Origin of the sequence: Chryseobacterium sediminis, from assembly GCF_008386505.1 — a bacterium.
Taxonomy (GTDB): Bacteria; Bacteroidota; Bacteroidia; order Flavobacteriales; family Weeksellaceae; genus Chryseobacterium; species Chryseobacterium sediminis.
In genome coordinates this window covers 84,351-107,579 of sequence record NZ_VUNZ01000001.1, presented here as the reverse complement: position 1 = coordinate 107,579, position 23,229 = coordinate 84,351, and the positions used below count along the sequence as shown (strand labels likewise).

23 protein-coding genes are annotated in these 23,229 nt (G+C 36.0%); 15 read left to right on the top strand and 8 right to left on the bottom strand.

What is annotated here, in order from left to right; genetic code table 11:
• Nucleotides 1-4 precede the first annotated feature (4 nt).
• From FW780_RS22610 to FW780_RS00440, 6 genes are all read right to left on the bottom strand, one after another.
• Nucleotides 5-580 carry a hypothetical protein gene (locus FW780_RS22610; RefSeq protein WP_241676810.1) on the bottom strand — a complete coding sequence of 192 codons (576 nt, stop codon included), beginning with the start codon at nt 578-580 and terminating at the stop codon, nt 5-7.
• Nucleotides 581-618: 38 nt separating this feature from the next.
• Nucleotides 619-1,704: a DNA polymerase III subunit gamma/tau gene (gene dnaX / locus FW780_RS00460; protein ID WP_149831708.1), complete on the bottom strand. Its 1,086-nt coding sequence runs from the start codon at nt 1,702-1,704 to the stop codon at nt 619-621.
• A 98-nt stretch (nt 1,705-1,802) separates the two neighbouring features.
• On the bottom strand, nt 1,803-2,435 hold the full coding sequence (locus tag FW780_RS00455) for a TetR/AcrR family transcriptional regulator (protein WP_047422658.1): 633 nt from the start codon (nt 2,433-2,435) through the stop codon (nt 1,803-1,805).
• Nucleotides 2,436-2,441: 6 nt separating this feature from the next.
• Entirely contained in the window at nt 2,442-3,698 is a 1,257-nt protein-coding gene (locus FW780_RS00450; RefSeq protein ID WP_047422657.1) for an aminotransferase class I/II-fold pyridoxal phosphate-dependent enzyme, read from the bottom strand.
• A 428-nt stretch (nt 3,699-4,126) separates the two neighbouring features.
• On the bottom strand, nt 4,127-4,480 hold the full coding sequence (locus FW780_RS00445) for a helix-turn-helix domain-containing protein (RefSeq protein ID WP_149831707.1): 354 nt from the start codon (nt 4,478-4,480) through the stop codon (nt 4,127-4,129).
• Between the two features lie 96 nt (nt 4,481-4,576).
• Nucleotides 4,577-5,314 carry a response regulator transcription factor gene (locus FW780_RS00440; protein WP_149831706.1) on the bottom strand — a complete coding sequence of 246 codons (738 nt, stop codon included), beginning with the start codon at nt 5,312-5,314 and terminating at the stop codon, nt 4,577-4,579.
• 88 nt (nt 5,315-5,402) lie between these two features.
• Here FW780_RS00440 and FW780_RS00435 point away from each other — a divergent pair, with 88 nt between their 5' ends.
• The 3 genes from FW780_RS00435 (at nt 5,403) to FW780_RS00425 (ending at nt 10,399) form a co-directional block, all read left to right on the top strand.
• Nucleotides 5,403-6,050, top strand: coding sequence for a DUF1349 domain-containing protein (locus FW780_RS00435; protein WP_149831705.1), 648 nt, complete (start codon nt 5,403-5,405; stop codon nt 6,048-6,050).
• 741 nt (nt 6,051-6,791) lie between these two features.
• A complete protein-coding gene (locus tag FW780_RS00430; protein WP_149831704.1) occupies nt 6,792-9,782 on the top strand; it encodes a sensor histidine kinase in 2,991 nt (996 codons plus the stop codon).
• A gap of 5 nt (nt 9,783-9,787) precedes the next feature.
• Nucleotides 9,788-10,399, top strand: coding sequence for a response regulator (locus FW780_RS00425; protein ID WP_149831703.1), 612 nt, complete (start codon nt 9,788-9,790; stop codon nt 10,397-10,399).
• A gap of 127 nt (nt 10,400-10,526) precedes the next feature.
• Here FW780_RS00425 and FW780_RS00420 read toward each other — a convergent pair whose 3' ends face one another.
• Nucleotides 10,527-11,372, bottom strand: a complete 846-nt coding sequence (locus FW780_RS00420; RefSeq protein WP_149831702.1) for a hypothetical protein — start codon at nt 11,370-11,372, stop codon at nt 10,527-10,529.
• Between the two features lie 261 nt (nt 11,373-11,633).
• Here FW780_RS00420 and FW780_RS00415 point away from each other — a divergent pair, with 261 nt between their 5' ends.
• From FW780_RS00415 to FW780_RS00370, 10 genes are all read left to right on the top strand, one after another.
• Nucleotides 11,634-12,590 (top strand): helix-turn-helix domain-containing protein, encoded by a 957-nt coding sequence (locus FW780_RS00415; RefSeq protein ID WP_149831701.1) that lies wholly within the window; start codon nt 11,634-11,636, stop codon nt 12,588-12,590.
• 116 nt (nt 12,591-12,706) lie between these two features.
• Nucleotides 12,707-13,909, top strand: coding sequence for an MFS transporter (locus tag FW780_RS00410; protein WP_149831700.1), 1,203 nt, complete (start codon nt 12,707-12,709; stop codon nt 13,907-13,909).
• Between the two features lie 197 nt (nt 13,910-14,106).
• Entirely contained in the window at nt 14,107-14,520 is a 414-nt protein-coding gene (locus tag FW780_RS00405) for a hypothetical protein (protein WP_047385698.1), read from the top strand.
• 184 nt (nt 14,521-14,704) lie between these two features.
• Nucleotides 14,705-15,052 (top strand): DoxX family protein, encoded by a 348-nt coding sequence (locus tag FW780_RS00400; RefSeq protein WP_149831699.1) that lies wholly within the window; start codon nt 14,705-14,707, stop codon nt 15,050-15,052.
• Nucleotides 15,053-15,057: 5 nt separating this feature from the next.
• Nucleotides 15,058-15,495, top strand: a complete 438-nt coding sequence (locus tag FW780_RS00395; protein WP_149831698.1) for a hypothetical protein — start codon at nt 15,058-15,060, stop codon at nt 15,493-15,495.
• 157 nt (nt 15,496-15,652) lie between these two features.
• Nucleotides 15,653-16,255, top strand: coding sequence for a Crp/Fnr family transcriptional regulator (locus FW780_RS00390; protein ID WP_149831697.1), 603 nt, complete (start codon nt 15,653-15,655; stop codon nt 16,253-16,255).
• A 64-nt stretch (nt 16,256-16,319) separates the two neighbouring features.
• Entirely contained in the window at nt 16,320-16,940 is a 621-nt protein-coding gene (locus tag FW780_RS00385) for a hypothetical protein (RefSeq protein ID WP_149831696.1), read from the top strand.
• Between the two features lie 13 nt (nt 16,941-16,953).
• The gene (locus FW780_RS00380; RefSeq protein ID WP_149831695.1) at nt 16,954-17,355 is read left to right on the top strand and encodes a DoxX family protein; all 402 of its coding nucleotides are present in this window, start codon (nt 16,954-16,956) and stop codon (nt 17,353-17,355) included.
• A gap of 140 nt (nt 17,356-17,495) precedes the next feature.
• On the top strand, nt 17,496-18,407 hold the full coding sequence (locus FW780_RS00375) for a PhzF family isomerase (RefSeq protein WP_149831694.1): 912 nt from the start codon (nt 17,496-17,498) through the stop codon (nt 18,405-18,407).
• Nucleotides 18,408-18,452: 45 nt separating this feature from the next.
• Complete coding sequence (locus tag FW780_RS00370; RefSeq protein WP_149831693.1) at nt 18,453-19,679, top strand: RNA polymerase sigma factor; 1,227 nt, start codon at nt 18,453-18,455, stop codon at nt 19,677-19,679.
• A 53-nt stretch (nt 19,680-19,732) separates the two neighbouring features.
• Here FW780_RS00370 and FW780_RS00365 read toward each other — a convergent pair whose 3' ends face one another.
• Entirely contained in the window at nt 19,733-20,380 is a 648-nt protein-coding gene (locus FW780_RS00365; protein ID WP_149831692.1) for a DUF1062 domain-containing protein, read from the bottom strand.
• A 508-nt stretch (nt 20,381-20,888) separates the two neighbouring features.
• Between FW780_RS00365 and FW780_RS00360 the strand changes: the two genes are divergently transcribed.
• Together FW780_RS00360 and FW780_RS00355 are read left to right on the top strand one after the other, a co-directional pair.
• On the top strand, nt 20,889-22,304 hold the full coding sequence (locus FW780_RS00360; protein WP_149831691.1) for an aldehyde dehydrogenase family protein: 1,416 nt from the start codon (nt 20,889-20,891) through the stop codon (nt 22,302-22,304).
• A gap of 126 nt (nt 22,305-22,430) precedes the next feature.
• The gene (locus tag FW780_RS00355) at nt 22,431-23,228 is read left to right on the top strand and encodes a helix-turn-helix domain-containing protein (RefSeq protein ID WP_149831690.1); all 798 of its coding nucleotides are present in this window, start codon (nt 22,431-22,433) and stop codon (nt 23,226-23,228) included.
• Nucleotide 23,229 lies beyond the last annotated feature (1 nt).

Here is a 23,229-nt window from a genome sequence, read left to right as displayed (position 1 = left end):
AAAATTATGTCAAATCAAACTTCATTAAATCATCAAGATCTTTTAAAAGTGGATTTTTTTCGATCATTTTTTCAAACATTTTCCTCTTGGTCACCACCTCAATCTTCAGGTTTTCAACGTCTCTGACGTATTCTACCTCAATTCTATGGTTTTGAATTTTTCTTTTAAAATGATTAAAAAATTCTCCGCTTATTTTATCAAATTCTACTTTTGCAGAATCTGAAGGGAATAAAACTTTGATTTTATTTTCCTCAGCTTTTTCCAGTTTAAAGGTTTTTACTGCGTTAAATACAAAGTTATTTTTTACCTGGAGCTGTTTAAGCATAATTTTCCATTCCATTTGCAGATCTGTATCTGTAAAATGGTTTTGAGGAAGGTTTTCAGTTTTCACAGCAACATTTTCTGTTGCTTCCACTTTATCTTCTTTATTCAGGAAAGAATTGATGCTGAAACCGGAAGAGATTCCCGGCCTTGACAACGGCTTGGTTGTTTTCGCTACTGGAGCTCCCTCTACTTTTTCCGAAGCTGCAGGCTGTTGTTCTGTCTTAACTCCTTTTTTCTCCGGAGCTTTTTCCGGCATCTTTACTTCCTGCTTCTCACTAAGAAACGGAGCTAGGATTAGGAACTTTTTTTTTTAGTATCGCCTAAATTAGCTGTCAGTGAAGCCAGCTGCATTAATGCAATTTCAACCGTAAGTCTTGGGTTTTTAGAATTCTTATAATTAATATCTGCATGATTGCAGATTTCAATACCGTCAATCAGCTGTTGGGCGGCCCACTTCTGTCCCTGTTCTATAAATTTGGACTTTGTCTTCTCTCCTACTTCAATGAGATCAATAGTAGAAGTATTCTGTGCCATCATCAGGTCTCTGAAATGATTTCCTAATCCGGCAATGAATATGTGGGGATCAAATCCTTTTTTTACAATTTCATTGAATGCAAAAAGTACTTCAGGGATTTTATTTTCCTTAGCAAGATCTACAATATTGAGGTATTGATCGTAATCCAGAATATTCAATACTTCGGCTGCTTTTGCCAGCGTAATATTTTTCTGGGAGAAGGTAGAAAGCCTGTCGAAGATAGAAAGTGCATCTCTTAATGCACCATCAGCTTTTTGAGCGATCAGGTACAATGCATCATCTTCGTACTGGATATTTTCTTTTTGGGCAATATTTCTCAGGTGGCTCTGGATATCTTCAATCGTGATTCTCTTGAAATCATAGATTTGGCAACGGGATAAAATTGTTGGAATAATTTTATGTTTTTCCGTGGTAGCCAGAATAAAGATTGCATGAGCAGGCGGCTCTTCCAGAGTTTTAAGGAAAGCATTGAAAGCGGCAGAAGACAGCATATGAACCTCATCAATAATATACACTTTGTATTTACCAACCTGAGGTGCAAAACGTACCTGATCTATCAGTTCTCTGATATCATCTACAGAGTTATTGGATGCTGCATCCAGCTCATAGATATTATAGGCAAAGCCGTCTTCTGAAACCGAACCATCTTTCTCATTGATCTTTCTTGCCAGAATTCTTGCGCAGGTAGTTTTACCTACCCCACGAGGACCGCAAAAAAGCAATGCCTGAGCTAATTGGCTTTCTTCAATTGCATGTTCTAAAGTATCCGTAATATGAGATTGTCCTACAACCGTATCAAACTCTTGAGGACGATATTTTCTTGCAGATACTATAAAATTTTCCATTGGTCAAAAATAAGAAATATAGTTTTAATTTGAAAATTAAAAGTTTTCAAATATCAACAAAAAACATATTTCTGTTTAAATAGGAAAACTTTTAACCTCTACTTTTTTTTGCTGTATGCAAAGTCAATCAATTCAACAATAGCGCCTTCAATCTCTTTTCTACCTTCTTCAGTTTTCAGATCAATACCACAAAACTTGTTGGCATTATATCCTGTATAAAGGTTAAGATAGTAAGCACCAGAAACAATAAGAGCCATAATTGCTCTGTGTCTTGTTGCTACCCCTTCTCCGAAGTAAGGATCTGAGATATTTCCAAATAAAACCTCTCCTACATCCTCACGTTGTTCAACTAGTTTTTTAAGAATAGGCTTGCTTTCTGAAAGTTCCCAAAGAATAATTTTCTGAAGTTCTTTATTTTTCTTCAGATTTTCAAATTGATTAAGGACCACCATTTTGGTAAGCTCATGTCCGCCGTCGGAAAAATCCATATCAACGTCCTGATTTACCTGGCTCCAGTAATCCTGAGATTTGATATATTCATCGATCAGTTTATCTGTACTTCCAAAGTACTCATAGATCAATTTTTTATCAAATCCGGCCACTGCAGCAATTTTACTTACTTTTAATCCGGAGTATCCTTTAACTCTTAAAATTTTACCAACTGCAGCAAGCAGTTTTTGCTTTGTTTTTTCTTTGTCCCTAATGGGGCCCTGCACTACTTTTCTAGGCATAATTTATTATTTTTTTGCAATATGCAATTTTTTATTAATATCATCAAACGCGTTCAGCGTTTTGTCGAGATGTTCTTTTTCGTGTCTTGCGGTCACACTCATTCTTATACGCGCATCTTTTCTTGGTACAGCCGGGTAAAGAATCGGGTTGGTATAGATTCCTTTTTCTATTAGTAGTTTTCCGGCTTCTCCTGTTACATAAGGATCTCCAATTTTTACGGGAATAATTGCGGAGCAGGTAACTCCGGTATCCAATCCTAAATCATCAAGTCCTTTTTTGAAATAATTGATATTGTTCCAGAGTTTTTCTCTCCAGATAGGTTCTTCGTCAATTAAATCAATGGCTTTAACAATTCCTGCGGATGATGGCGGAGCTGTTGCTGAGAAAATCTGCTGACGGGATTGGAATCTGATAAATGCTGCTATTTTTTTATCGGCAATGACATATCCTCCAAGGTTACCAAACGTTTTACTGAATGTTCCTGTGATGATGTCTACTTTATCCAACAATCCAGCCTGTTCCAAAGTACCTCTTCCTGTTTCTCCAAGGATACCGACACCGTGTACGTCGTCTACCATTAGAAAGGCATTGTACTTTTTTACAAGATTGTAGATCTCATTAATACGGGAGGTATCACCATCCTGGGAATACACTCCGTCCACAATAACGAGTTTCGTACGGTACAGATTTTCAGATACCTTCAAAATGTGTTCCAAAGATTCCAAATTATTGTGCGGAAATGTTTTTTTATTGGTAAAAGCACATCCTTCATGTACGCTGGCATGTACTGCCATATCTAAAATAGCCAGATCTTCTTTCTGCATTAAGCATTGTAAAGAAGCACTATTAGCTGTATAACCGGTAGTAAATACTACGGCTTCATCTTCTGTTCTTTTAAAAAAACTTGAGATTTTTTTTTCTAAGGCATTATGGTAATCAAAATATCCGCCAATAAGAGGAGTAGCTCCTGTACCTGTACCATATTTTTCGATTCCTTCAATAGCAGCCTGTTTTACTTTTGGGTGCTGTGTAAATCCTAAATAATCACTTGATACAAAACTAACAAATTCTCTGTTTTGGTTTGCAATATTTACATTCAGTATCGCATTGGTTCCTGAAGTGTTCTTCAGTCTGTAATTCATGTGTCCATTAGACTTTACATAGTCTAAATATTCATAAAAAATTTCAGCCCTTTGAGCCATATCATTGTCTGGTATATTCTCAAAGTCTTTAATAGTTGCTGTTGTGAAATTGATGCTCATCCTTAATCTTGTTTGTTGTGGTTTAAAAGAAACAAATATATAACTATTTAGAGGGCTTAAACACCTGGATTAAGATTAAATATTATTAAAGACACAATAATTTATTCTTATGATCTGGTAACCAAACTATTTTATATATCTGTGTCTTTTTAACATTCTTTTTCCTATTGAATTAATTAGTTTTTTCTTACCTAAATTTAATAAAAAAAGTAAACAATAAAGAAATATTAATATATAAATAATAAAAAAAGGCGATTATTCCTTACAACCATCTCATTTATAAAAGATTATTTTCAGCCCTTTTTCTGATGATTATTCACTAAAACACCTATAAAAACTGAAAATACGCATGCTTAAATCCCTACCGAGAGAGGCAAATCGTCACAAATTCCCTCCTAGAGCAATTTTAAAGAAAAAAAATAAGCAGGCTAAAGCTTGTTTGAATTCCTGAATTCTCCGGGAGTAAAGCCGGTCATTTTTTTAAAAAACTTTGAAAAGTTGGATGGATCATATGTAAAAATACGGGCAATTTCTGCTACAGATTTATCGGAATTAACGAGCATATCTTTGGCTTGTTCAATAATTTTTCCATCATAAAAATAGCAGGGATGCTCCCCGGTTTCTTTTTTAACAGTATCGGTGAGGTGTTTATGGGAAACAGCAAGCTCTCCGGCAATTTCGTTCAGTTCTAAAAAATCCGGAGCGGTTCCGGAAATGACATCCTGAATGTGTTTATTCAGAAAGGTAAAATATTGGCGGGTAATTTCTTCACTTCTTTTCATCACTTATTGTTCTTGCTAATCTGTATTCAAGTTATAAATTTAATCATAAGATACAAAATAACATGGTGAACTTTTCGGATATTTAAAGCTGAATAGTTAATAAAAACTATCTTTGAATGCTTGTGTAGAATTTTTTACTTTCAGCTTTTCCAGAATATTCTGTCGGTGTCTGCTTACGGTATTCACACTTATGAAAAGTATATCAGCAATTTCTTTGCTGGCATAGCCTTCTCCTACAAATTTTAAAACTTCCAGCTCTCTCGGACTCAGAATATTTTTATAATCAAGTTTATCTTTTACAACAATTTCTCCCTTTATGGTATTAATAATCATAAAATCAGGAACCGAAGAAGAAGACAGCGCAATATTATAAAGACAGAGAGCCAGTCTCAATCTGCCATTGAAAGGTGAATACACATAAAACATACGGTGTTTTACCCAGCGGTATTCTTCATTTTTATCTTTCATTCTTATTTTTGATACGACACTGTACTCTGTACGCTGTTCCATTTCCATAGCCTCCAGCAAGTTGAAAAAGCGGAGTTCATGAATATATTTCTTCAGCCGGTCGTCAGGATGGATTTTTTTCAGCATTTCTTCTTCCCAGATAGAGTCTATTTCCGTGGGATTTCTCTCCATAGTCAGTCCAAGTTCTACAGCTGCTGCAGATTTATAAATATAGCTTTTATTTGCCTGCATATCGCTTAAAACACAGATTGCTCCTTCCATCCCGGAGTACGCAAGCGCTCTCTGCTTATAGATTTCAATATCAAGCATACACTTTCCGGAAGTGTTATCAAGCAGTTTATCGCTGAGCTGTTCACGGATTTCCATAATGGTTATTTATCAGTATTGACGCGAATAAGGTTTAGTAATACTTTTGCTAAAATAATAATTTACCCTTAGAATTTATCCAAAGAGAATGAAGAAATTGATTGTAGGCTTTTGTGCCCTGTTCCTGATTCAAAAGCTTTCTGCCCAGAGCCTGGAGAAAATGACCTGGTTTAATGAACCCGAAAAATGGGAAATCAAAAACAACAGCCTTTCGATGTTTGTGACACCGCAGAGTGATTACTGGAGAGTTTCACATTATGGATTTACGGTGGATGATGCTCCTTTTTATTACACTACTTATGGTGGTGAGTTTGAAGCAAAAGTAAAAATCACCGGCAGCTACAAGGCAAGGTTTGACCAGATGGGTCTTATGCTGAGAACTGATAAAGAGCATTACATCAAAGCCGGAGTGGAATTTGTAGACGGCAAATACAACCTCAGCACTGTGGTAACTCACAACAAAAGTGACTGGAGCGTCATAACATTAGAAAAAACTCCTCCTGCCGTATGGATAAAAGCAGTAAGAAGACTGGATGCTGTAGAAATATTTTATTCTTTTGATGATAAAAATTATATCATGATGCGGAATGCTCCCCTTCAGGATAATACTCCGGTAATGGTTGGTTTAATGGCTGCCTGCCCGGACGGACAGGGATTCAATGCTGTTTTTGAAAACTTTAAAGTAAAACATTTGCCGGATGAACGCAGACTGAAGTGGCTTGAGGCTCATAAATAACGATTGAATTACACTTCAATATACAATCAGTTTAATTCACCTCCCGTATCTATGGGAGGTTTTTATGTTTAAAAAATGAATTTTGATTGAGCAATAAAAAAAGAGGTCTTGCTTTTGATGCAGCCTCTTTTGTTTTTTGAGATAAAACCGTTTGTGTTCTTAGAATCATTATTTATACAATAAATCTTCTTTAATCGTTGTGAAAATATTTTTGCAAAAATATGAATATTCATAAGCCTTAACAAAGATATCATGTAGAATTAACCTCAGCTTTTTGTCAAACTTTTACTACAAAAAGCAATTAAATCTAACTAAAAACCGTTCATAAGGAAATCTTAAAAAATGACAAAGGCATTCATATTTATTATTTGCAAAATCCTAAAATCTATCACAAGTTCGGTACAGCACTGAGATTTATAGAAGTAATTTCAAAACGAATTCAACGTAAATTTATCACTTATTATTGAAATATTATAATGTTTCATGAAATTTATTTTACTCTACCTTTTGAAAAGCGGGATAAAACTTATACAAAACAGATTTTGAGATACTGATTTATCGCCATAATTTCACTATTTTTACACAATCAAAAAATATAAAACACAAAAGACCTGAAAACTTCAATGATAAAAATTTATTTTCAATCGTTCCTGCCCATTAAAAAAACATTGACTTGTAAAAACACTATTATTAACCGTCTTCTGCACTAATGCAGGAGATATAGATCAGTTTTGCACGTATATGAGAGTTTGGGCATTTATATTTGCTTGCATCTATTTAAACGTTTACGGACAGAGCCACACTTCTACGTGGTACAATATAGACAATGGGCTTCCGCAAAGCAGTGCAAAGGCTATTGTGAAAGATAAATATGGTTTTATCTGGATTTCTACAGAAAACGGACTTGTACGATATGACGGGAGTTCGTTTATTACTTTTAATAATTTCAAGGTAAACAATCTTCATTTCGGAGAATTTATTGGTGACCCGATTCTGGACAGTATTACGGTCCTCAATAATTTTCAGGAGAATAAAATTATCATTAAAAACAGGTTTCCAAAACTTTCCAATCTCACCGGGAGTGATAAAATGGCTTTTTCCAATGGCAATACTATTGTACAGCGGATTGCCAATAATATAATAACATCGAGCTTCTATAACGATATTCACTATTTTATACAGCTTAAAAATTCAACCTATTATTTTACAGAAAAAAATACTATCCTCTATAAAGAAGGGAAAAAGGAGACAAGAATAGCGCTCCCATTTACCAATAAGGATCTGAATAATATTTTTGTACTGAATGATACTCTTTTTATCAATGATCTGAAGAAAAGGAAAACCTACTCTATTTATAAAGGACAACTTTCTGTTTCTGAAGATCCAACACTTTTTAATCATCCGGACACCAAAATCTATTGGCAGCAGATTACCAATCAGACTTTTATCATCAATCATGATAATATTTATATTTTAGAGGGTAACGAAAAAAATCTCCGCTTACGATTTCTCATTAAGTTTGAGGAAATAGGAAATCACTCTTACTGTTCTATGTTTTTTGATAAAGACTTCAATAAACTTTATCTGGGAACGCTTAACAACGGGCTTAATGTACTTAAGCTTACCAATTTTTATATTTCAAAGAAAGAAGCAGATTTTTCCAACAATATTTATTACGCATCGCTGCCGTTCAGTAAAAGTACAATCATCGCTGAGGACGGAACAGAATTCGGGAAAAACGGCATTGTAAAAAAGCACCTGTTCGGGTGCAATGACAATTATCTGATGATGTATGATGATTCTGAAAACATTCTGATCAGAAAGAGAAACAGTATCATCAGGTATTACAAAAATTCGGGGTATAAAAGGAAAGACTCTACTTTCGTCGGCAAAGGGTTTGAATCTTTTATGAAAAGCGGAAATCTTTATGGCACTACATTTACGGATTTTTCTGGTACTCAGCTTCATCTTTATAAAAAAGGCCTGTTTACCCATCCGGATTTCACTTATAATTTTAAAAGTTTTGTCAATATTTTTTTCCAATACAGTGATCATGAAATTCTGACCGGTAATAGTGACGGTTTGTATTCGATAATGCTGGGAAACAATACCATAACTCCCATCATCAAAAACATCCATATCAAAAGTATTTTCAGGACAAAGGATCATCTGATCTGGATTACTACGAATAAAAACGGGTTTTACCTTTTCAAAAACCATAAACTCATCAAGATGCCGAATGACAGGAATGGCTACCTGCAATCAGCTCATTATATGCTTGAAGATCAAAAGGGTGCTTACTGGATTTCTTCCAACAACGGCCTTTTTAAAGTTCCTAAAAAACAACTGCTGAAATACGCAGAAAACAGAAACACTCCGGTTTTTTATTACCGTTTCACCAAAAGAGACGGCTTCCTGACGAATGAATTCAATGGAAGTTCGGAGCCTAATGCCTATGCTTTGAAAAATGGAGAATTTGTATTCCCTTCAATGGATGGCTTTGTGTTTTTCAACCCGGACAACATCCGGACTTATTATCCGGAAAAGAATAAAATCTATATTGAAAGGGTGAAAATCGGAAATTCTGAACCTCAGTATTTTCATCAGACCCTTGATTTAAAGAATGATTATAAAACTGCGGATGTTTTTATTGATATCCCCTATTTTTCTAATCCGGAAAATCTTTATCTAGAAGGAAAAATATCTGGAAAGGAAAATACCGATTGGGAACAGATTCCAACAGGAAACGAATTAAAATACACCATCAGCAATCTTTCTCCGGGTGAATATACACTTAGTATAAGAATACTTATTTCTCCGGATGGAAAGTATGAGGTAAAGACCATCCGTTTCAACATTCAGCCTCTTTTTTATCAGACCTTATTGTTCAGAGTCTCTGCTTCTGTTATTATACTGATCCTTATCATTGTCATTGTTCAGCTGACTACCAATTTTTTAAGAATAAAAAATAAAGCGTTAAAGCAAATTGTCCGTAATAAAGACTCTGAACTGAAAGAAACTTCTCTTCATCTTGAAGTGGTAAAAAGCAATCTGAAAAAAGAAACGGAATATCAGAAAAAACTGGTGGAAACCATCAGCCATGATATTACCACTCCTATCCGGTTTATAGCCATGCTTTCCCAGAAGCTTCATGAGTCTGATGATCTGGAACTTCAGAAGAAATATTTTGACAGTATTTATAAATCTTCAGAACAGCTTTATCAGTTTACCCTGAATTTAAAAGAATATACAGAACTTTACAAAGCGGAGAATATTTTTGAAGAAAAGGAATATCCTATCAACAGGATTCTGGAAATCAAGAACAGACTATTCTGTGAAATCGCCAAGCAGCAGGGAACAACAATAGCCCAGCTTGCTGAACATACCGTGTATTCTAAAGTAAACGAAAGTATTTTAACCGCCATTATTCATAACATCCTTGATAATGCCGTGAAAAATACCTTTGAGGGAAATATAAGCCTGAATATAACTGAAAACCAACAAACATCCACAATCATAATCGCTGATACAGGTATCGGAATGTCTGCAGAACAGATTGCCATTTATATGAACCTGTTCAGAAATCCTGAGCTGGAGACCCCCAGCTTCAAAGGGAAAGGGCTTGGTCTGCACATGGTGATCCATCTGGTGAAAAAGATCAACGCTGAAATCAGTTTCAGCCAAAACCAACCCACGGGAACGGTTGTGAAAATAATACTCAATAAAAACTAATCTCTATGAATGAAAGAATTTTAATTGCTGATGATCATTATGTAGTAAGAGCGGGAACTTCCCTGGTTCTTGAAACCGCTTATCCGGAGTTGAAAATAGATTTTGCAGAAAACTATGACCAGGTGAAAAAAAAGATTGGAAGTTCACGGTATGATCTACTTATTTTAGATATTGATATGCCTGGAACTCAGTATAAAAAAATGATTCCGGAGCTTAAAAATATACAGAGTGATCTCAAGATTCTTATCTTTTCAGGATATGGTAAAGATGTCGCCATCCAATATATCAGAGAAGGGGCCGAAGGTTATCTGAATAAGCAAAGCAGTGAGGAAGAAATCAAAAACGCTGTGAAAACGGTCATCGAGAAAGGATATTTTTATCCTGTAGAACTGATTGGCCTTATTATTCAAAACAAAAGGAACAATCCTGTAGAAAAGCTCTCATCCCGTGAATATGAAATCTTTAAGCTCCTGGCTGACGGAAACGGAAACCTTGAGATAGCCAACAAGCTTAATATCCAGATGTCTACCGTAAGTACTTACAAAAAAAGAATTTTTCAAAAGCTTGATGTCGCCAACATTGCAGAACTGATCAAAGCCTACGAAATGATGCATTAAAAAACGGGGCCGGAATCTCAAAGTATTCCGTCCCCAGAAAAAACACAAATCCCAATAGATTTTTCACTGGTGATCTGTTGATTTTTTATAGATCAATGTATTTTTAGAATCATAGAAAAGCGTTCTGTTAATATAGCCTCTGCACAGAAAGAAACAGTTCTCTTGTGTTATCAGAAGTATTAGAATCTGTTGTAGTAGCATCACTGCTTCCGGTTGTAGATTTATTATCCACACGGAATGCATAATACACTCTGTACCATCTTGGTTCAGGTTCCTGTATGGTAATATCAAAGGTCACGGTCTCATTATGGGTCTGGGTAAGATAAACCCCGTCATCAAACTGTCTGTAGGCACCTGGTGACAGCTTAATATTTCCGTTGTCAGAATCACCGGTATGGGTAGACATTTCCGAAACCCAGATTTTCACATCTGAAGTTCCTACATTATAAAGTCTTGGGTTAAAAGTGGTAGCTGCTCCTGTACCCGCTGAACTGCTGTTAAATTGAGCATCTAACCTTAAGAAACCTCCCAGCACGGGAAGATCAGAAAGATAGGTGCTGGCCAATGTTCCAGCTCCGGAGGTTCCTGCAGGAATGCTTCCATGATAATAGATGAGGTCTCCAATTGTAATATCATCATCTTTACCTCCAAATGCAAACTTCCAGGTAGTTCCATTGAACATATAATAGCCGGCTTTATCTACTTTTGCTGTTTTTACAGAAGGCATCGTGACAGCTTGGGTCACATAGACCAATGCTCCTGTCTGCGCAGCTAAATAGACATCATCTTTCGCCTTCAGCTGATCGCCTGTTACTCTTGGAGCCATTACTCCATCAGGAATGGTAGCGATATCCGGTTTTCCTTCAATATGTAATGTTACTTTAGGAGAATCCGTATTTATCCCTACTTGGGAATATGCTGTTATTGAAAAGCCCATCATTATGCTGGCAAGAGTTAATTTTATTTTCTTCATTTTAGTATATTTGTTTAAAATTTATTTAGGAGTGAATATATCATGCGGGTCAATTGACATATCACCAATTAATCTTTGTTGAGCTAGCTGGTGCAAAGTTATCCGCGTTGACAAATCAAATTCCTGAATAATCAATGAAAAACCGGAAACGGCTCATCAAAACACAAATAACTAACAATCAATATTTTAAAACAGTCATTTTTTAATATTTGACTGCTGTAAAGCGAATTGAAATGATTTAAAAATTATCTGTTACCACAAATGACTACCGCAAAAGACATAAAAATTGAACAGTACAAAAGAGAACTGGTCTATTATTACAACATTCTGATGTCTGTGATTCTTGCTGTATTTGGTTTGATATTTACTTTTATCATTCCTGATAAAATAATGGCTTGGTATCTTTTTGGAGGACTTTTTTTAATGGTCTACACTTACCTGATTGTGCGTAAAACGTATTCGGTAAATGCGATGGTGCATTCCTATATTATCATTGCCACTCTTTATAATTTTTATATCATGCTTGCTTTCTGGAACAATTCTATAGCAAGTTTTGTCTGGCTTATCCCGATTCCGCTGGCGGCATATGTTTTCTTTCAGAGAAAATACGTCTTTATCTACAGCCTGTTTGTATTACTGAATATTATTGCGGGATATCTTATTTCAAAAACCTTCAATTTTAACTTTCCGGAACACAAGCCTGAAGATGTAAGAGTTACAGACACCATTCTGATGATTTCCAATGTGGCTGTGATATCTCTTCTGCTCTACTTTAAGGATAAAATAAAAAGAGTTGAAATTTACCATGAAATTGAAGAGAAAATCCTGAATTCGGAAGTTCAGCCAGCTCTTGTGGCAGAAAAAGCTCCTTTTGCAGATGAGCTGTTTGAAAAAATTGAACTAGTAATGAGAGAAAAACAACTCTATAAAGATGTCAATTTCAATATTTCAAAGCTTTCTGCAGAAATGGATATCAATAGCAGTTATATCTCAAAATCGATCCGGGTAAAGGGATACCCCAATTTCAATAATTATCTGAATATGCACAGAATTGAATGCGTGAAACGACTGCTTACTGAAAATGATATTGAGAAAGTAACCCTTATGTATATTTATACGGAGGCAGGATTCTCAAATCAGTCTACTTTCAACAGGGTCTTCAAACAGATGGAAAATATTACTCCCTCAGAATATATCAGTAATTTACAAATTCATTGATTTGTTTCACCAATAGATATGATTGAGATAATGATTTTTAAATTCGGAAAATAATCAGGAAATTTACAAGACTTAATTTTTCTGTCAAACCACTGCATTTTAATTGCAAAAAAATCATGAATTCATCTGAAAAAGCCAGTCAGGGAAGCTCACGTTTCCGATTTATAAAACTTTGTATTTTCTTTTCAGGACTTTCAGTTTTTGCTCAGCTTTATCTTTTCCAGCCGATGCTGCCTATGGCTGCAGAACAGTTCGGAGTGTCTGTAGGTGACACTTCCCTTCTTGTATCTTCCTCCACAATAGGTATGGCATTGGGGTTACTGTTTTTTGCCTTTAAAGCGGACAGCTATTCCAGAAAAAGTCTGATGGTTTTCTCATTGATTTCATCTGCTGTACTTACCATTATTTCCACCTGGATTCCAAGCTTAAGTCTCCTGATTGCTATCGGAGTACTGAAAGGTTTTGTTGTTTCCGGAGTTTCAGCAGTGGCTCTGGCCTATCTCACAGAGGAAGTGAATGCTCTGGCAGTGCCGGCAGCTATCAGCATGTATCTCAGCGGTAATACGATCGGAGGAATGAGTGGAAGAATAATGGCTACTTTACTTGCCGGTGAATTCGGATGGCGTAATGCTGTTCTTTTCATTGGGATAGAAAGCTTCATTCTGGGGGCTGTATTCTGGAAGCTATTTCCGGAATCAAGGTTTTTCAATCCACAAAAAACGGATTATCATCTTAAGGTAAAACAAATGAAGTTTTTCCTGACTAATCCTTATATGCTTCGATTATATTGTACAGCCGCTTTACTAATGGGTGTTTTCGTGAGTGTTTATAATTACTTGACATTCAGATTGGAAGCAAAACCATTTTCATTAAGCCATTTTATAATTGCTTTTATCTTTCTCATGTACATTTTCGGGGTCTTTGGAACTATGATCGTTGGCCGTCTTTCCAGAAGATTTCCCATGAACAATATCCTGAAAGGTTCTATTTTGTTCATGCTCACCGGAGCCGCATTGTTACTATCTGAAAACATTTATATCCTCATTTTTGGTCTTGGTCTTTTTACCCTTTCTTTTTTCGCGGCCCACACTATGGCCAGCCAGATGACTGCATTGTATGCCAAACGGGGAAAATCCTCAGCCACTTCTATTTACTGGTTATTTTACTATTTTGGTTCGAGTATTCTGGGTAGTGGTACAGGGTATCTCCTTCATGCTTATTCCTGGAATGTTTTCATAGGAATTCTTATTATAGCTGTTATTACAGCCCTTCTGTTAGCTACGGCTAATAGAGTGCCTGCAGGAAGAACAAAAAACTAGTACCACATACATACCACATCCATTTTTCCGGTAATACGTTATAATTCGCCTGTGTGTGTACTATTTTAACATACTATTAATTTTTTATAATAAAAATTTAACCTAACCATCACAAAAACAGGGCACAATACTATGATGCCGGGCATAGTATTTGCTGTTTATACAGGACTTTATCATCACCTAAAAATCAAAATATTATGAACGTAGCAGATTTAAAAATCAAGAACTTGGTGGAGTATAATAATCAGATTTATACGATCTCTGAGATCTTTCACAATGTCGAGCAGGCTTATTTTGTTAAAATTGAAAATGATATTCAAAGTATCTCAGTCCCGGCAGCTTCTATCAAACCTATTAAGATAACAGAAGAATGGCTTGAAAAACTGGGATTCTCAAGAACGTACAGTTCGGATAAGAGTATACGGTATGAAAGACCGGAACCCTTTATAAAATACGATATAGACCTGAGTTCCAGAAAAATACTGGAAGGTCTGAAAATATATGGAAATGCTATAAAATGCAAGTACATCCATGAGTTTCAGAACATTTTCTCAAGTTTGTTCGGAAAAGAAACAGCTTTACATTATGGTTATTTGAAAACAGAATCGTAGTTTAAGTTTAAATAGTTCTAAGCTGTAGAAGACCACAATTTATAAGTTAAATTGTGGTCTTCTTCTTGAATAAGGCATACACAATCCTTCATCTTTTTCATTTACAATAAATTCCGAAAACTTCACCATTGATATATCATTAATTTCATTGATATTTGTATTAACAATATAAAAAAACACGTCAATGATTCTAAAGATTATTAATTCTGTATTGATTCTATTTGCAGTCTTTATGGGCTTCAAACAAGGAATTGCTATGATTTCCGGCAAACCTGAGATGACGGAAATGTTCGGAAAATGGGGATTTGACAAAACAGGGCTTATGATCAACGGAGCAGTTACTATACTGGCTTCTGTAATGATTTTATTTCCAAAAACATTTGTCTGGGGAAACTTTCTGATGGCTGCAGGAATCTTACTGATTATTTGTCTTCAGCTTTTAAATAAAGACCTGAAAGGAGCCATGATTGAACTTCCTTTTCTTTGTCTAAATCTGCTTATTATTTATCTGCAACACCCTCTCAAAAGCTAAAGCCAATGAGAACCTATAAGCTAATCATCATATTCCTGACAGGCTTTTCCTGTATGGCCTGCGGACAAAGCACAAACAAAAAGAAACAAAATCTACAACCACAACTTTCAAAAAAACAACAAATAATGGACTTATCAAAAATAACAGACCCTGAAGTAAAAAAAGCCATAGAAGCTTTACAAAACGGTGATAAAAGCTGGTATAATTTCTTTACTGAAAATCCTGCAATGACTGACGATGGCCATTCTATAGATTTCAAATCTTTCTTCTCAAATGCTTTGGGCAATGAGATGTTTCTCAGCATAGACCGTGTAGAAAATGATGGGAAAAATATATATGGAAATTTTAAAGCCGGAAAATGGGGAACATTTCAGACTTATTTCAAATTCCATAAAAATGCGGAAGGGAAATTTGATAAACTGGATATCGGTCAGGCCAGATAAATTCTTTTTTTACTTAAAAAAGTATCATTTCTGACATCAACTGTGTTCTTTCAACTGAAGTTCAGCCTGTGTTCTTCCTGCAATTTTTAATATTTATGTAAATTTGCCCCCGTAGTTCACCCTTACCATAATCGTTGGGAACAGAACTCAATACCTCATGACAGAAACAGATACTATACTTTTACAGCTGATAGAACATTTTAAGGAAATCGTTTCTTTAGAAGATAAGGATATTGATTGTATTACTTCAAAATTAGAAATTATACAGCTCAAAAAGAAAGAGTATCTGCTTCGTGAAGGACAGGTTTCCAAACACATGCGCTTCATTGCTAAGGGAAGTCTGTTCGCCTATCATATTGATGAAAAAGGAAAAGAAAATACCACTCAGTTAGGTATTGAAAACTGGTGGGTGAATGATCTGTACAGCTATCTGAGCGAATTGCCTTCAAGAATGTTTATTCAGGCTAATGAAGATACCACGATTATACAGATCAGTAAAAATCATTTGGAAGTATTATACAAAGAAGTTCCGGCCATTTCAGAATTCTGGCGCCTGAAAATGCAGTCTGCGTATGTTACATTACAGGAAAGAACATTTGAACATTCAAGGGTTGATGCCTACACCAAATACCGGACATTCGTAACGACCTACCGCAATATTGAGCAGCGTTTTCCTCAATACATGATTGCTTCCTACCTGGGAATCACGGTAGAATATCTGAGTTATCTGAGAAAAAAACATCTGTCTGACCTTTCTTAAGATTTCTTAAGTTTATTCCGTTCCAGCCCGAATAATTTTGCTCACAGAATTTAATGAGTGAAATATGAAGGCAAAAATCATCACAATAACAGCTCTTGCATCCGCTTCCCTGAATCTGAATGCACAGAAACTTTCCTATACACCTGATCTTGTTTTAGGACATCGGTCGTATACCTATATGCACAATGTCAATTATCAGCTGAATGAACGGCTGAAACTGAACAATCTTACTTTGTTTGATACAGAATATACCAAAGACAAAGAAAATATATTTTTCATCAGAAATACCCTCGCATATAACTTTACCAGAAGACTTAGCGCCAACGCAGCATTTGGAATGAAAAATCCGGGAGCATTTTTCAGTGCCTATTTACAATACAAGATCACCCAGCCCAGCTATTCTCTCTCCTACTCTATTGGAACTACGTATCAGAAGGGATTTTCGCTGGAACAGTCTATATCATTTGAATACACTCCTTATCTCACAGAAAACCTTAAAGGATATTTCAGTGTACTGGCAATTGGAAATCTGGATGACAGTGGGTATCCCAGAGGACTCCAGTTTATCAGACTTGGTGTAAAACAGGATAAAATGATGTATGGACTGGCCTCCAATTTTGATCAGTTTAACAACGGAAAAAAGACCCTGGAAAATATCGGGGCATTTATAAAATATAACTTTTAAATAATTATAAGAAATGAAAAAGAACATTGATTTAGGAATGCTTATCTGCAGAATAGCCATCGGATTTCCCATGTCGGTTTACGGAATCAGCAAACTGATCCACGGAGTTGGATTTATAAAGGATATGATGACTATGCATGGCTTACCATCTTTCTTTGCATATGGTGTCTTTGCAGGAGAAATTATAGCTCCTGTTATGCTAATTGTGGGATTCAGGGCCAGACTGGCTGGATTAATTTTCGCAGTCAATTGCTTCACAGCCACTATTCTTGCTCAGACGGCTAATATTTTCAAACTTAATGAATTTGGAGGCTGGGCTTTGGAATTACTGGTGATTTATATGCTTGTAAGTTTGAGCTTTTTCTTTACAGGAGCCGGAAAATATGCAGTTTCTACCCAGAATAAGTGGGATTAAAATACCTTGAAATTTTCTATTCACTAATTGATAAATCAGGATCCCAGGATTCTGATTTATTTTTTTGCCAAATGACAATAAAACAGGCATCGGATCACCGGTTTCATTCCGTATTTTTACAGTAAAGTTAATCATCCATCATGAAAGAAGTTATCGTCTATCAAATTGATTCTTTTACCAAAGAGAAATTCAAAGGAAATCCTGCGGGAGTTGTATTAAATGCTGAAAGTATGACGTCTGAAGAAATGCAGCTTATTGCCAGAGAGCTTAATAATTCTGAAACGGCATTTGTTTTCAGACCTGATGATCCCAAAGAAAATTTTGATTATCATGTCAGATATTTCACCCCTACTACAGAAGTTCCATCCTGCGGACATGCTACCATTGCTGCGCTCTACGCAAAAGCTCAGGAAGACCAACTCGACTCCTGCACCATCAAAATCAAAACACAAATAGGAATACTGCCTATTTATATTGAAAGAGAAAACAATGATTATCTCATCACTATGACACAGGGAAAATTTGAACTGAGCCCTGCTTTTGATGCTTCAATAACTCAAAGAATTGTGGAGGCTTTAGGACTGACAATGAATGATCTTGATGAAAAATGCCCTGTACAAATTGCTTCTACGGGACATTCAAAAGTAATGATCGGCATTAAAAGCAATATGACCTTAAATCATCTTGTTCCTGATCTTGCTGCTTTAACAAAGCTCAGTAAAGAAATCGGGTGTAACGGATATTTTGTATTTACTTTCGATACAAAGGAAAAAGATATTTTAACCAATGGAAGGATGTTTGCACCCGCCATCGGTATTACTGAAGATCCGGTTACCGGAAATGCCAACGGTCCTCTGGGAGGTTATCTTATTCAAAATAAAATTATAGAAACTGCTGATGGTATTTTTGAATTTACCGGAAAACAAGGGGAAGCCATCAACAGGATTGGTAACGTAAAAGTAAGGGTCAGCGTGAAAGACAATCAATCCAATATAATCAGTATCACCGGAAATGCAGTATGTGTTTTCAGAACAATTATGGATTTGAAATAATTCTGACATTTATATTAAAAGATTGTCCCCATTAAAAAATCAGCAATGACAGATCCGAATGAAATAACGCCGCATTTATTCAGAACTGAGTACAGCAAAATTGTTGCCGTACTTTGCAGAAGTTTTGATATCAAACATATCGAAATTGCAGAAGATATTGCCAGCGAAACCTTCCTGAAAGCTTCGGAATATTGGGCGTTAAACGGACTTCCTGATAATCCGGCAGCCTGGCTTTACACAGTGGCTAAAAATAAAGCAAAAGATTATTTCAAACATCTTTCCATTATTGAAAAAAACAAAAAGGAAGGAGTAAGAACTACCGAAAAAGAATACCAAACCATTGATTTTGATACCAAAAATATCTCTGACAGCCAGCTGGAAATGATTTTCGCGACCTGCAACCCTGTCAATTCCCGGGAAACTCAAATATGTTTGGCTCTTCAGATTCTTTGCAGCTTCAGCGTTGAAGAAATCGCCAATGCTTTTCTTTCCAAAACGGAGACTATAAAAAAACGTTTGCAACGAGGGCGGGAAGCTCTCAGAACGCACCATTTTACAATAGATTCTTTAAGTGAACAGGATATTCACCAACGACTGGAAACGGTACTCACTACTTTATATTTATTGTTTAATGAAGGCTATTTTTCCAGAACCAATAATCTTTTGATCCGTAAAGACCTTTGTCTGGAAGCCCTAAGACTTACCCTGATCCTTACTGATAATCTGTTTACCAATACACCAAAAACCAATGCGCTGCTGGCTTTGATGTGTTTTCAGAGTTCAAGACTCGATGCCAGAATTAATAATGAAGGAGAAGCCATCCTTTTTGATGATCAGGACGAAAAATTATGGGATAAAGCTTTGATCGAAAAAGGCAATTATTACCTGATAGAAGCCTGCCAGACCAACAGTACTTCCGTTTCAAAATACCATCTGGAAGCAGGTATTGCGTATTGGCACACTTCATCTGCCAAAGATAAATGGCAGCAGATTTTAACGCTGTATAATCAACTTGTTATCATTGAATATTCTCCGGTTACTGCCTTAAACAGAGCTTTTGCTTTTTCCAAAGTGTATGGAAATGAGGTCGCTGTTACTGAAGCAGAAAAGCTTACCCTCACCGGCAACGAATATTATCATGCACTATTGGGATATTTATATTATGAAATTCAAGCAGATCAAGCGATTTATCATTTTGAAGAAGCGATTCGTCTCACTAAGTCAAAACCGGAAAAACTGACTTTACAGAAACAGCTCAATCTTTTAAAATAGTCAACGTAAAATGTAAAGAAAAGCCTCCGATCAATGATTGGAAGGCTTTTTTATTATTTATCATTTACAATATTGAGAAACAATTCCTCTTTCCCCATAAGGTAAATGTCAATCAGTGTTTGTTTTTTGAGGTTAACAATATCACCGTTTTTAATCTTGTACTTCTTTTGTAAAGGTTTTCCATTAAAATAAACGGTGCCTGAATCAAGCAGAAGGTTCAGTTTAGATGATGAAAGAGCTAAACATGTCCTGATAACGGTTGAAACTCTTACGTTAAAATCAAATGAACATTGTATTTGAAACGAAATCATCTCACCTTCCATATTGATCAGATCTTCAATAGGGATGGTATTGTATAAAATCTCATATTCTACGCTTTCCAGATCTGCTTCTACATTATTTTTCCGTCTTATTTCCTGTGAGAAGGCATATTCCCAGGCAATTTCTGTATTATTTTCTGAAAATTTATTGAATATTTCTTTACTGATAGATTCTGTTCTGATTCTTGAAAATACAGTCATGTTATAGGTGTTGTTGCATTTTACACATCGGTAAATTAACCATATATCAATATTCTTTTTCTGAGCATTCAGTCTGAATTTATCGCTGCAATAAAACCTGTCGCTGTTACAATGACTGCATTTCTTTTTTAGTAAGGGAGTGTTTTTCGCTTTTACCTCCCAAATATGTTTTGTACTCATTACTTATAATCGTGCTTGCTATTCTTTGTTGGATTTTTTCCATATTATTCACGCATTACAAGAAGGTTGATACATCTGAGATTTACCCAAAGATTATCTTAAGGTATAATTTGACCTGTATTTCAGTCTTTGAAATCATAATGATTAAGGCTAAAACAACAGATATAGCTGCCCATTTTCAGGCAATGCAATTGATAATATGATGAAATGAAAACCTGTTCGGGTAGAATTACCCAAACGAAAGAACGATCAGCCTGTGGTTACGGAGACTGATACTAAGTAGTAATAAGTTTAAGTGTTGTTCTCAAAACGACCTATTTACTTGGTTGTGATAAAAGTAATCAATTTCACGGAAGATCAGATTATTTTTTCATATTAATTCAAAAAGGAAAACAAACAGCTTATATTCCATACACAAACATGAACCATACAACAAACAAAAATTGACCTATACAGCAAACCTATCTTTTCTGTTTCTGACGAACTTTGTCGTATTAAAATCATCAAAATGAAACAGATTAATAAAATTTACATCAACGGTGAATTTGTTACACCGAATGGAACAGAAACATTTGATCTTATAAATCCTACGAACAATGAAAAAACCGGAGAAGTTGTTCTGGGAAATGAAGTAGACACCCGAATGGCTATCGCCGCAGCGAAGAAAGCTTTTACTGCCTTTTCAAAAACGACAAAAGAAGAACGTATCAGTTTACTTCAAAAACTGCATAAAGCTGTGAGCAAACGGGAAGATGAACTGGTTTCTGTGATGGTAAATGAATATGGAGGAACCTTGCAGTTCTGCAGGATGAGTGTTCAAAATGCAATTTCAGCCTTTACAACAACCATTACTACGCTGGAATCTTATGACTTTGAAAAGACAGTGGGACATTCTAAAATACGTTTTGAATCTCTGGGAGTGGTAGGAATCATTACTCCATGGAATGCCAGCAACAGTTTTATCTGCAACAAACTGGCTACCGCTATTGCTGCCGGATGTACAGCCGTTATCAAACCAAGTGAAATGAGTGCTGCACAAACCCAGCTGCTTACTGAATGTTTTCATGAAGCCGGTTTGCCTGCAGGGATATTCAATATTGTAAACGGATTAGGAAATGTGGTAGGTGCAGAAATTACTCAGCATCCTGATATCGCAAAAATCTCTTTCACAGGGTCTACTCTTACAGGAAAAGCTATTGCCAAAGGAGCTGTAGATACCATGAAAAGAGTAACCCTTGAACTTGGCGGAAAGTCTCCAAATATCATCCTTGAAGATGCCGATCTTGAAAAAGCTATTCCTATGGCTGTTTTCGGAGCGTATATGAACAATGGGCAGGCCTGTATTGCTCCTACCCGTCTGCTTGTTCCCCAAAACAGACTGAATGAAGTGAATGAGCTGGCTAAAAAAGCAGCAGAGCAGGTAAAAGTAGGAAACCCTAATGAAGCAGATACCCTTGTAGGGCCTATGGTAAGCACCAAACAGTTTGAAAGAGTACAAAGTTACATCCGTCTTGGACAGGAAGAAGGAGCAACTTTACTCGCTGGCGGTGAAGGTAAACCGGAAGGTCTTGAAAGCGGTAATTTTGTAAAAGCAACTATCTTTACCAATGTTCGTAATGATATGCGTATCGCTCAGGAAGAAATCTTCGGGCCGGTACTGTCTATTATTCCTTATAACAATGAAGAGGAAGCGGTTGCTATTGCCAATGACACCACTTATGGTCTTGCAGCTTACATCAGTTCTTCGGATAAGGAACATGCAGAACGTATTGCAGCACAGATTGATGCCGGAAGAATCTGTATCAATGGATTTTCGCATGACCCTTATGCTCCTTTCGGGGGATTCAAACAAAGCGGAATTGGCCGTGAGTATGGGGTATTCGGATTGGAAGCATATCTTGAGCCCAAGACTATTCTTGCCTGATATTGAAATTCTCAAAGTCTGTGAATGGCAGGCTTTGAGGATTTAAACAATAGTAACCCATCATTGATACTAAAAAAGTTTTGTAAGTTTGAACAAAGAATCGATCAAGAAATAAGTGTGTGAGCCATGAGCGAAAATAATATTCCTTTACCTATCAATTACTCCTGTCATTTTTCAGAATTCAGGGAAGGAGAACAATTTGCACGAATCCATAGTCTGGGGCTGGTTCTTTCCGGAGAAATGGAACTGAATGACGGGATCACAAAGACGATATTTAAAGAAGGGGAACTTTATTCTGCGAGAAAAAACCGTCTCCTGAAGTTTGCCAAATATCCTCCTAAAAATGGGGAGATAAGAACGGTAACCATTTATTTTGATGAAGCCATCTTACGTGATTTCAGCCGTGAGTACGGATATCAGGCAGAAAAGAAAGACAATACTCCGGCTTTTATAAAACCGGATCAAAAGGCATTAACTTCTTTTATGTATTCTTTACTGGCCTATGAAGAACTTCCTGCTTCCACAGAACTTCTCCGCCTCAAACAGAAAGAAGCTTTACTTCTGATGCTGAGCGATGATCCGGGTCTTAAAGATATTTTATTTGATTTCTCCGAGCCTTACAAAATAGATATTGAAACTTTTATGAACAAAAACTTTCATTTCAATGTCAATGTAGAACGATTTGCTTATCTGACCGGAAGGAGTCTCTCTGCCTTTAAAAGAGATTTTCAGAAAATATTTGGAATACCTCCAAGACAATGGCTGCAGCTTAGACGATTGAAGGAAGCTCATTTTCTGCTTACCCAAAAAGGGAGATCGGTTTCTGATATTTATCTGGATCTGGGTTTTGAAAATTTGTCCCATTTCTCTTTTGCATTTAAAAAGCAGTTTGGTTATCCGCCGAGTTCATTACAGGCAAAATAAC

What these genes read in the sequence shown, in the direction of transcription:
- FW780_RS22610 (WP_241676810.1), bottom strand. Translation starts at nt 580, where the DNA reads ATGCCGGAAAAAGCTCCGGAGAAAAAAGGAGTTAAGACAGAACAACAG.
- dnaX (WP_149831708.1), bottom strand. Translation starts at nt 1,704, where the DNA reads ATGGAAAATTTTATAGTATCTGCAAGAAAATATCGTCCTCAAGAGTTT.
- FW780_RS00455 (WP_047422658.1), bottom strand. Translation starts at nt 2,435, where the DNA reads ATGCCTAGAAAAGTAGTGCAGGGCCCCATTAGGGACAAAGAAAAAACA.
- FW780_RS00450 (WP_047422657.1), bottom strand. Translation starts at nt 3,698, where the DNA reads ATGAGCATCAATTTCACAACAGCAACTATTAAAGACTTTGAGAATATA.
- FW780_RS00445 (WP_149831707.1), bottom strand. Translation starts at nt 4,480, where the DNA reads ATGAAAAGAAGTGAAGAAATTACCCGCCAATATTTTACCTTTCTGAAT.
- FW780_RS00440 (WP_149831706.1), bottom strand. Translation starts at nt 5,314, where the DNA reads ATGGAAATCCGTGAACAGCTCAGCGATAAACTGCTTGATAACACTTCC.
- FW780_RS00435 (WP_149831705.1), top strand. Translation starts at nt 5,403, where the DNA reads ATGAAGAAATTGATTGTAGGCTTTTGTGCCCTGTTCCTGATTCAAAAG.
- FW780_RS00430 (WP_149831704.1), top strand. Translation starts at nt 6,792, where the DNA reads ATGAGAGTTTGGGCATTTATATTTGCTTGCATCTATTTAAACGTTTAC.
- FW780_RS00425 (WP_149831703.1), top strand. Translation starts at nt 9,788, where the DNA reads ATGAATGAAAGAATTTTAATTGCTGATGATCATTATGTAGTAAGAGCG.
- FW780_RS00420 (WP_149831702.1), bottom strand. Translation starts at nt 11,372, where the DNA reads ATGAAGAAAATAAAATTAACTCTTGCCAGCATAATGATGGGCTTTTCA.
- FW780_RS00415 (WP_149831701.1), top strand. Translation starts at nt 11,634, where the DNA reads ATGACTACCGCAAAAGACATAAAAATTGAACAGTACAAAAGAGAACTG.
- FW780_RS00410 (WP_149831700.1), top strand. Translation starts at nt 12,707, where the DNA reads ATGAATTCATCTGAAAAAGCCAGTCAGGGAAGCTCACGTTTCCGATTT.
- FW780_RS00405 (WP_047385698.1), top strand. Translation starts at nt 14,107, where the DNA reads ATGAACGTAGCAGATTTAAAAATCAAGAACTTGGTGGAGTATAATAAT.
- FW780_RS00400 (WP_149831699.1), top strand. Translation starts at nt 14,705, where the DNA reads ATGATTCTAAAGATTATTAATTCTGTATTGATTCTATTTGCAGTCTTT.
- FW780_RS00395 (WP_149831698.1), top strand. Translation starts at nt 15,058, where the DNA reads ATGAGAACCTATAAGCTAATCATCATATTCCTGACAGGCTTTTCCTGT.
- FW780_RS00390 (WP_149831697.1), top strand. Translation starts at nt 15,653, where the DNA reads ATGACAGAAACAGATACTATACTTTTACAGCTGATAGAACATTTTAAG.
- FW780_RS00385 (WP_149831696.1), top strand. Translation starts at nt 16,320, where the DNA reads ATGAAGGCAAAAATCATCACAATAACAGCTCTTGCATCCGCTTCCCTG.
- FW780_RS00380 (WP_149831695.1), top strand. Translation starts at nt 16,954, where the DNA reads ATGAAAAAGAACATTGATTTAGGAATGCTTATCTGCAGAATAGCCATC.
- FW780_RS00375 (WP_149831694.1), top strand. Translation starts at nt 17,496, where the DNA reads ATGAAAGAAGTTATCGTCTATCAAATTGATTCTTTTACCAAAGAGAAA.
- FW780_RS00370 (WP_149831693.1), top strand. Translation starts at nt 18,453, where the DNA reads ATGACAGATCCGAATGAAATAACGCCGCATTTATTCAGAACTGAGTAC.
- FW780_RS00365 (WP_149831692.1), bottom strand. Translation starts at nt 20,380, where the DNA reads ATGAGTACAAAACATATTTGGGAGGTAAAAGCGAAAAACACTCCCTTA.
- FW780_RS00360 (WP_149831691.1), top strand. Translation starts at nt 20,889, where the DNA reads ATGAAACAGATTAATAAAATTTACATCAACGGTGAATTTGTTACACCG.
- FW780_RS00355 (WP_149831690.1), top strand. Translation starts at nt 22,431, where the DNA reads ATGAGCGAAAATAATATTCCTTTACCTATCAATTACTCCTGTCATTTT.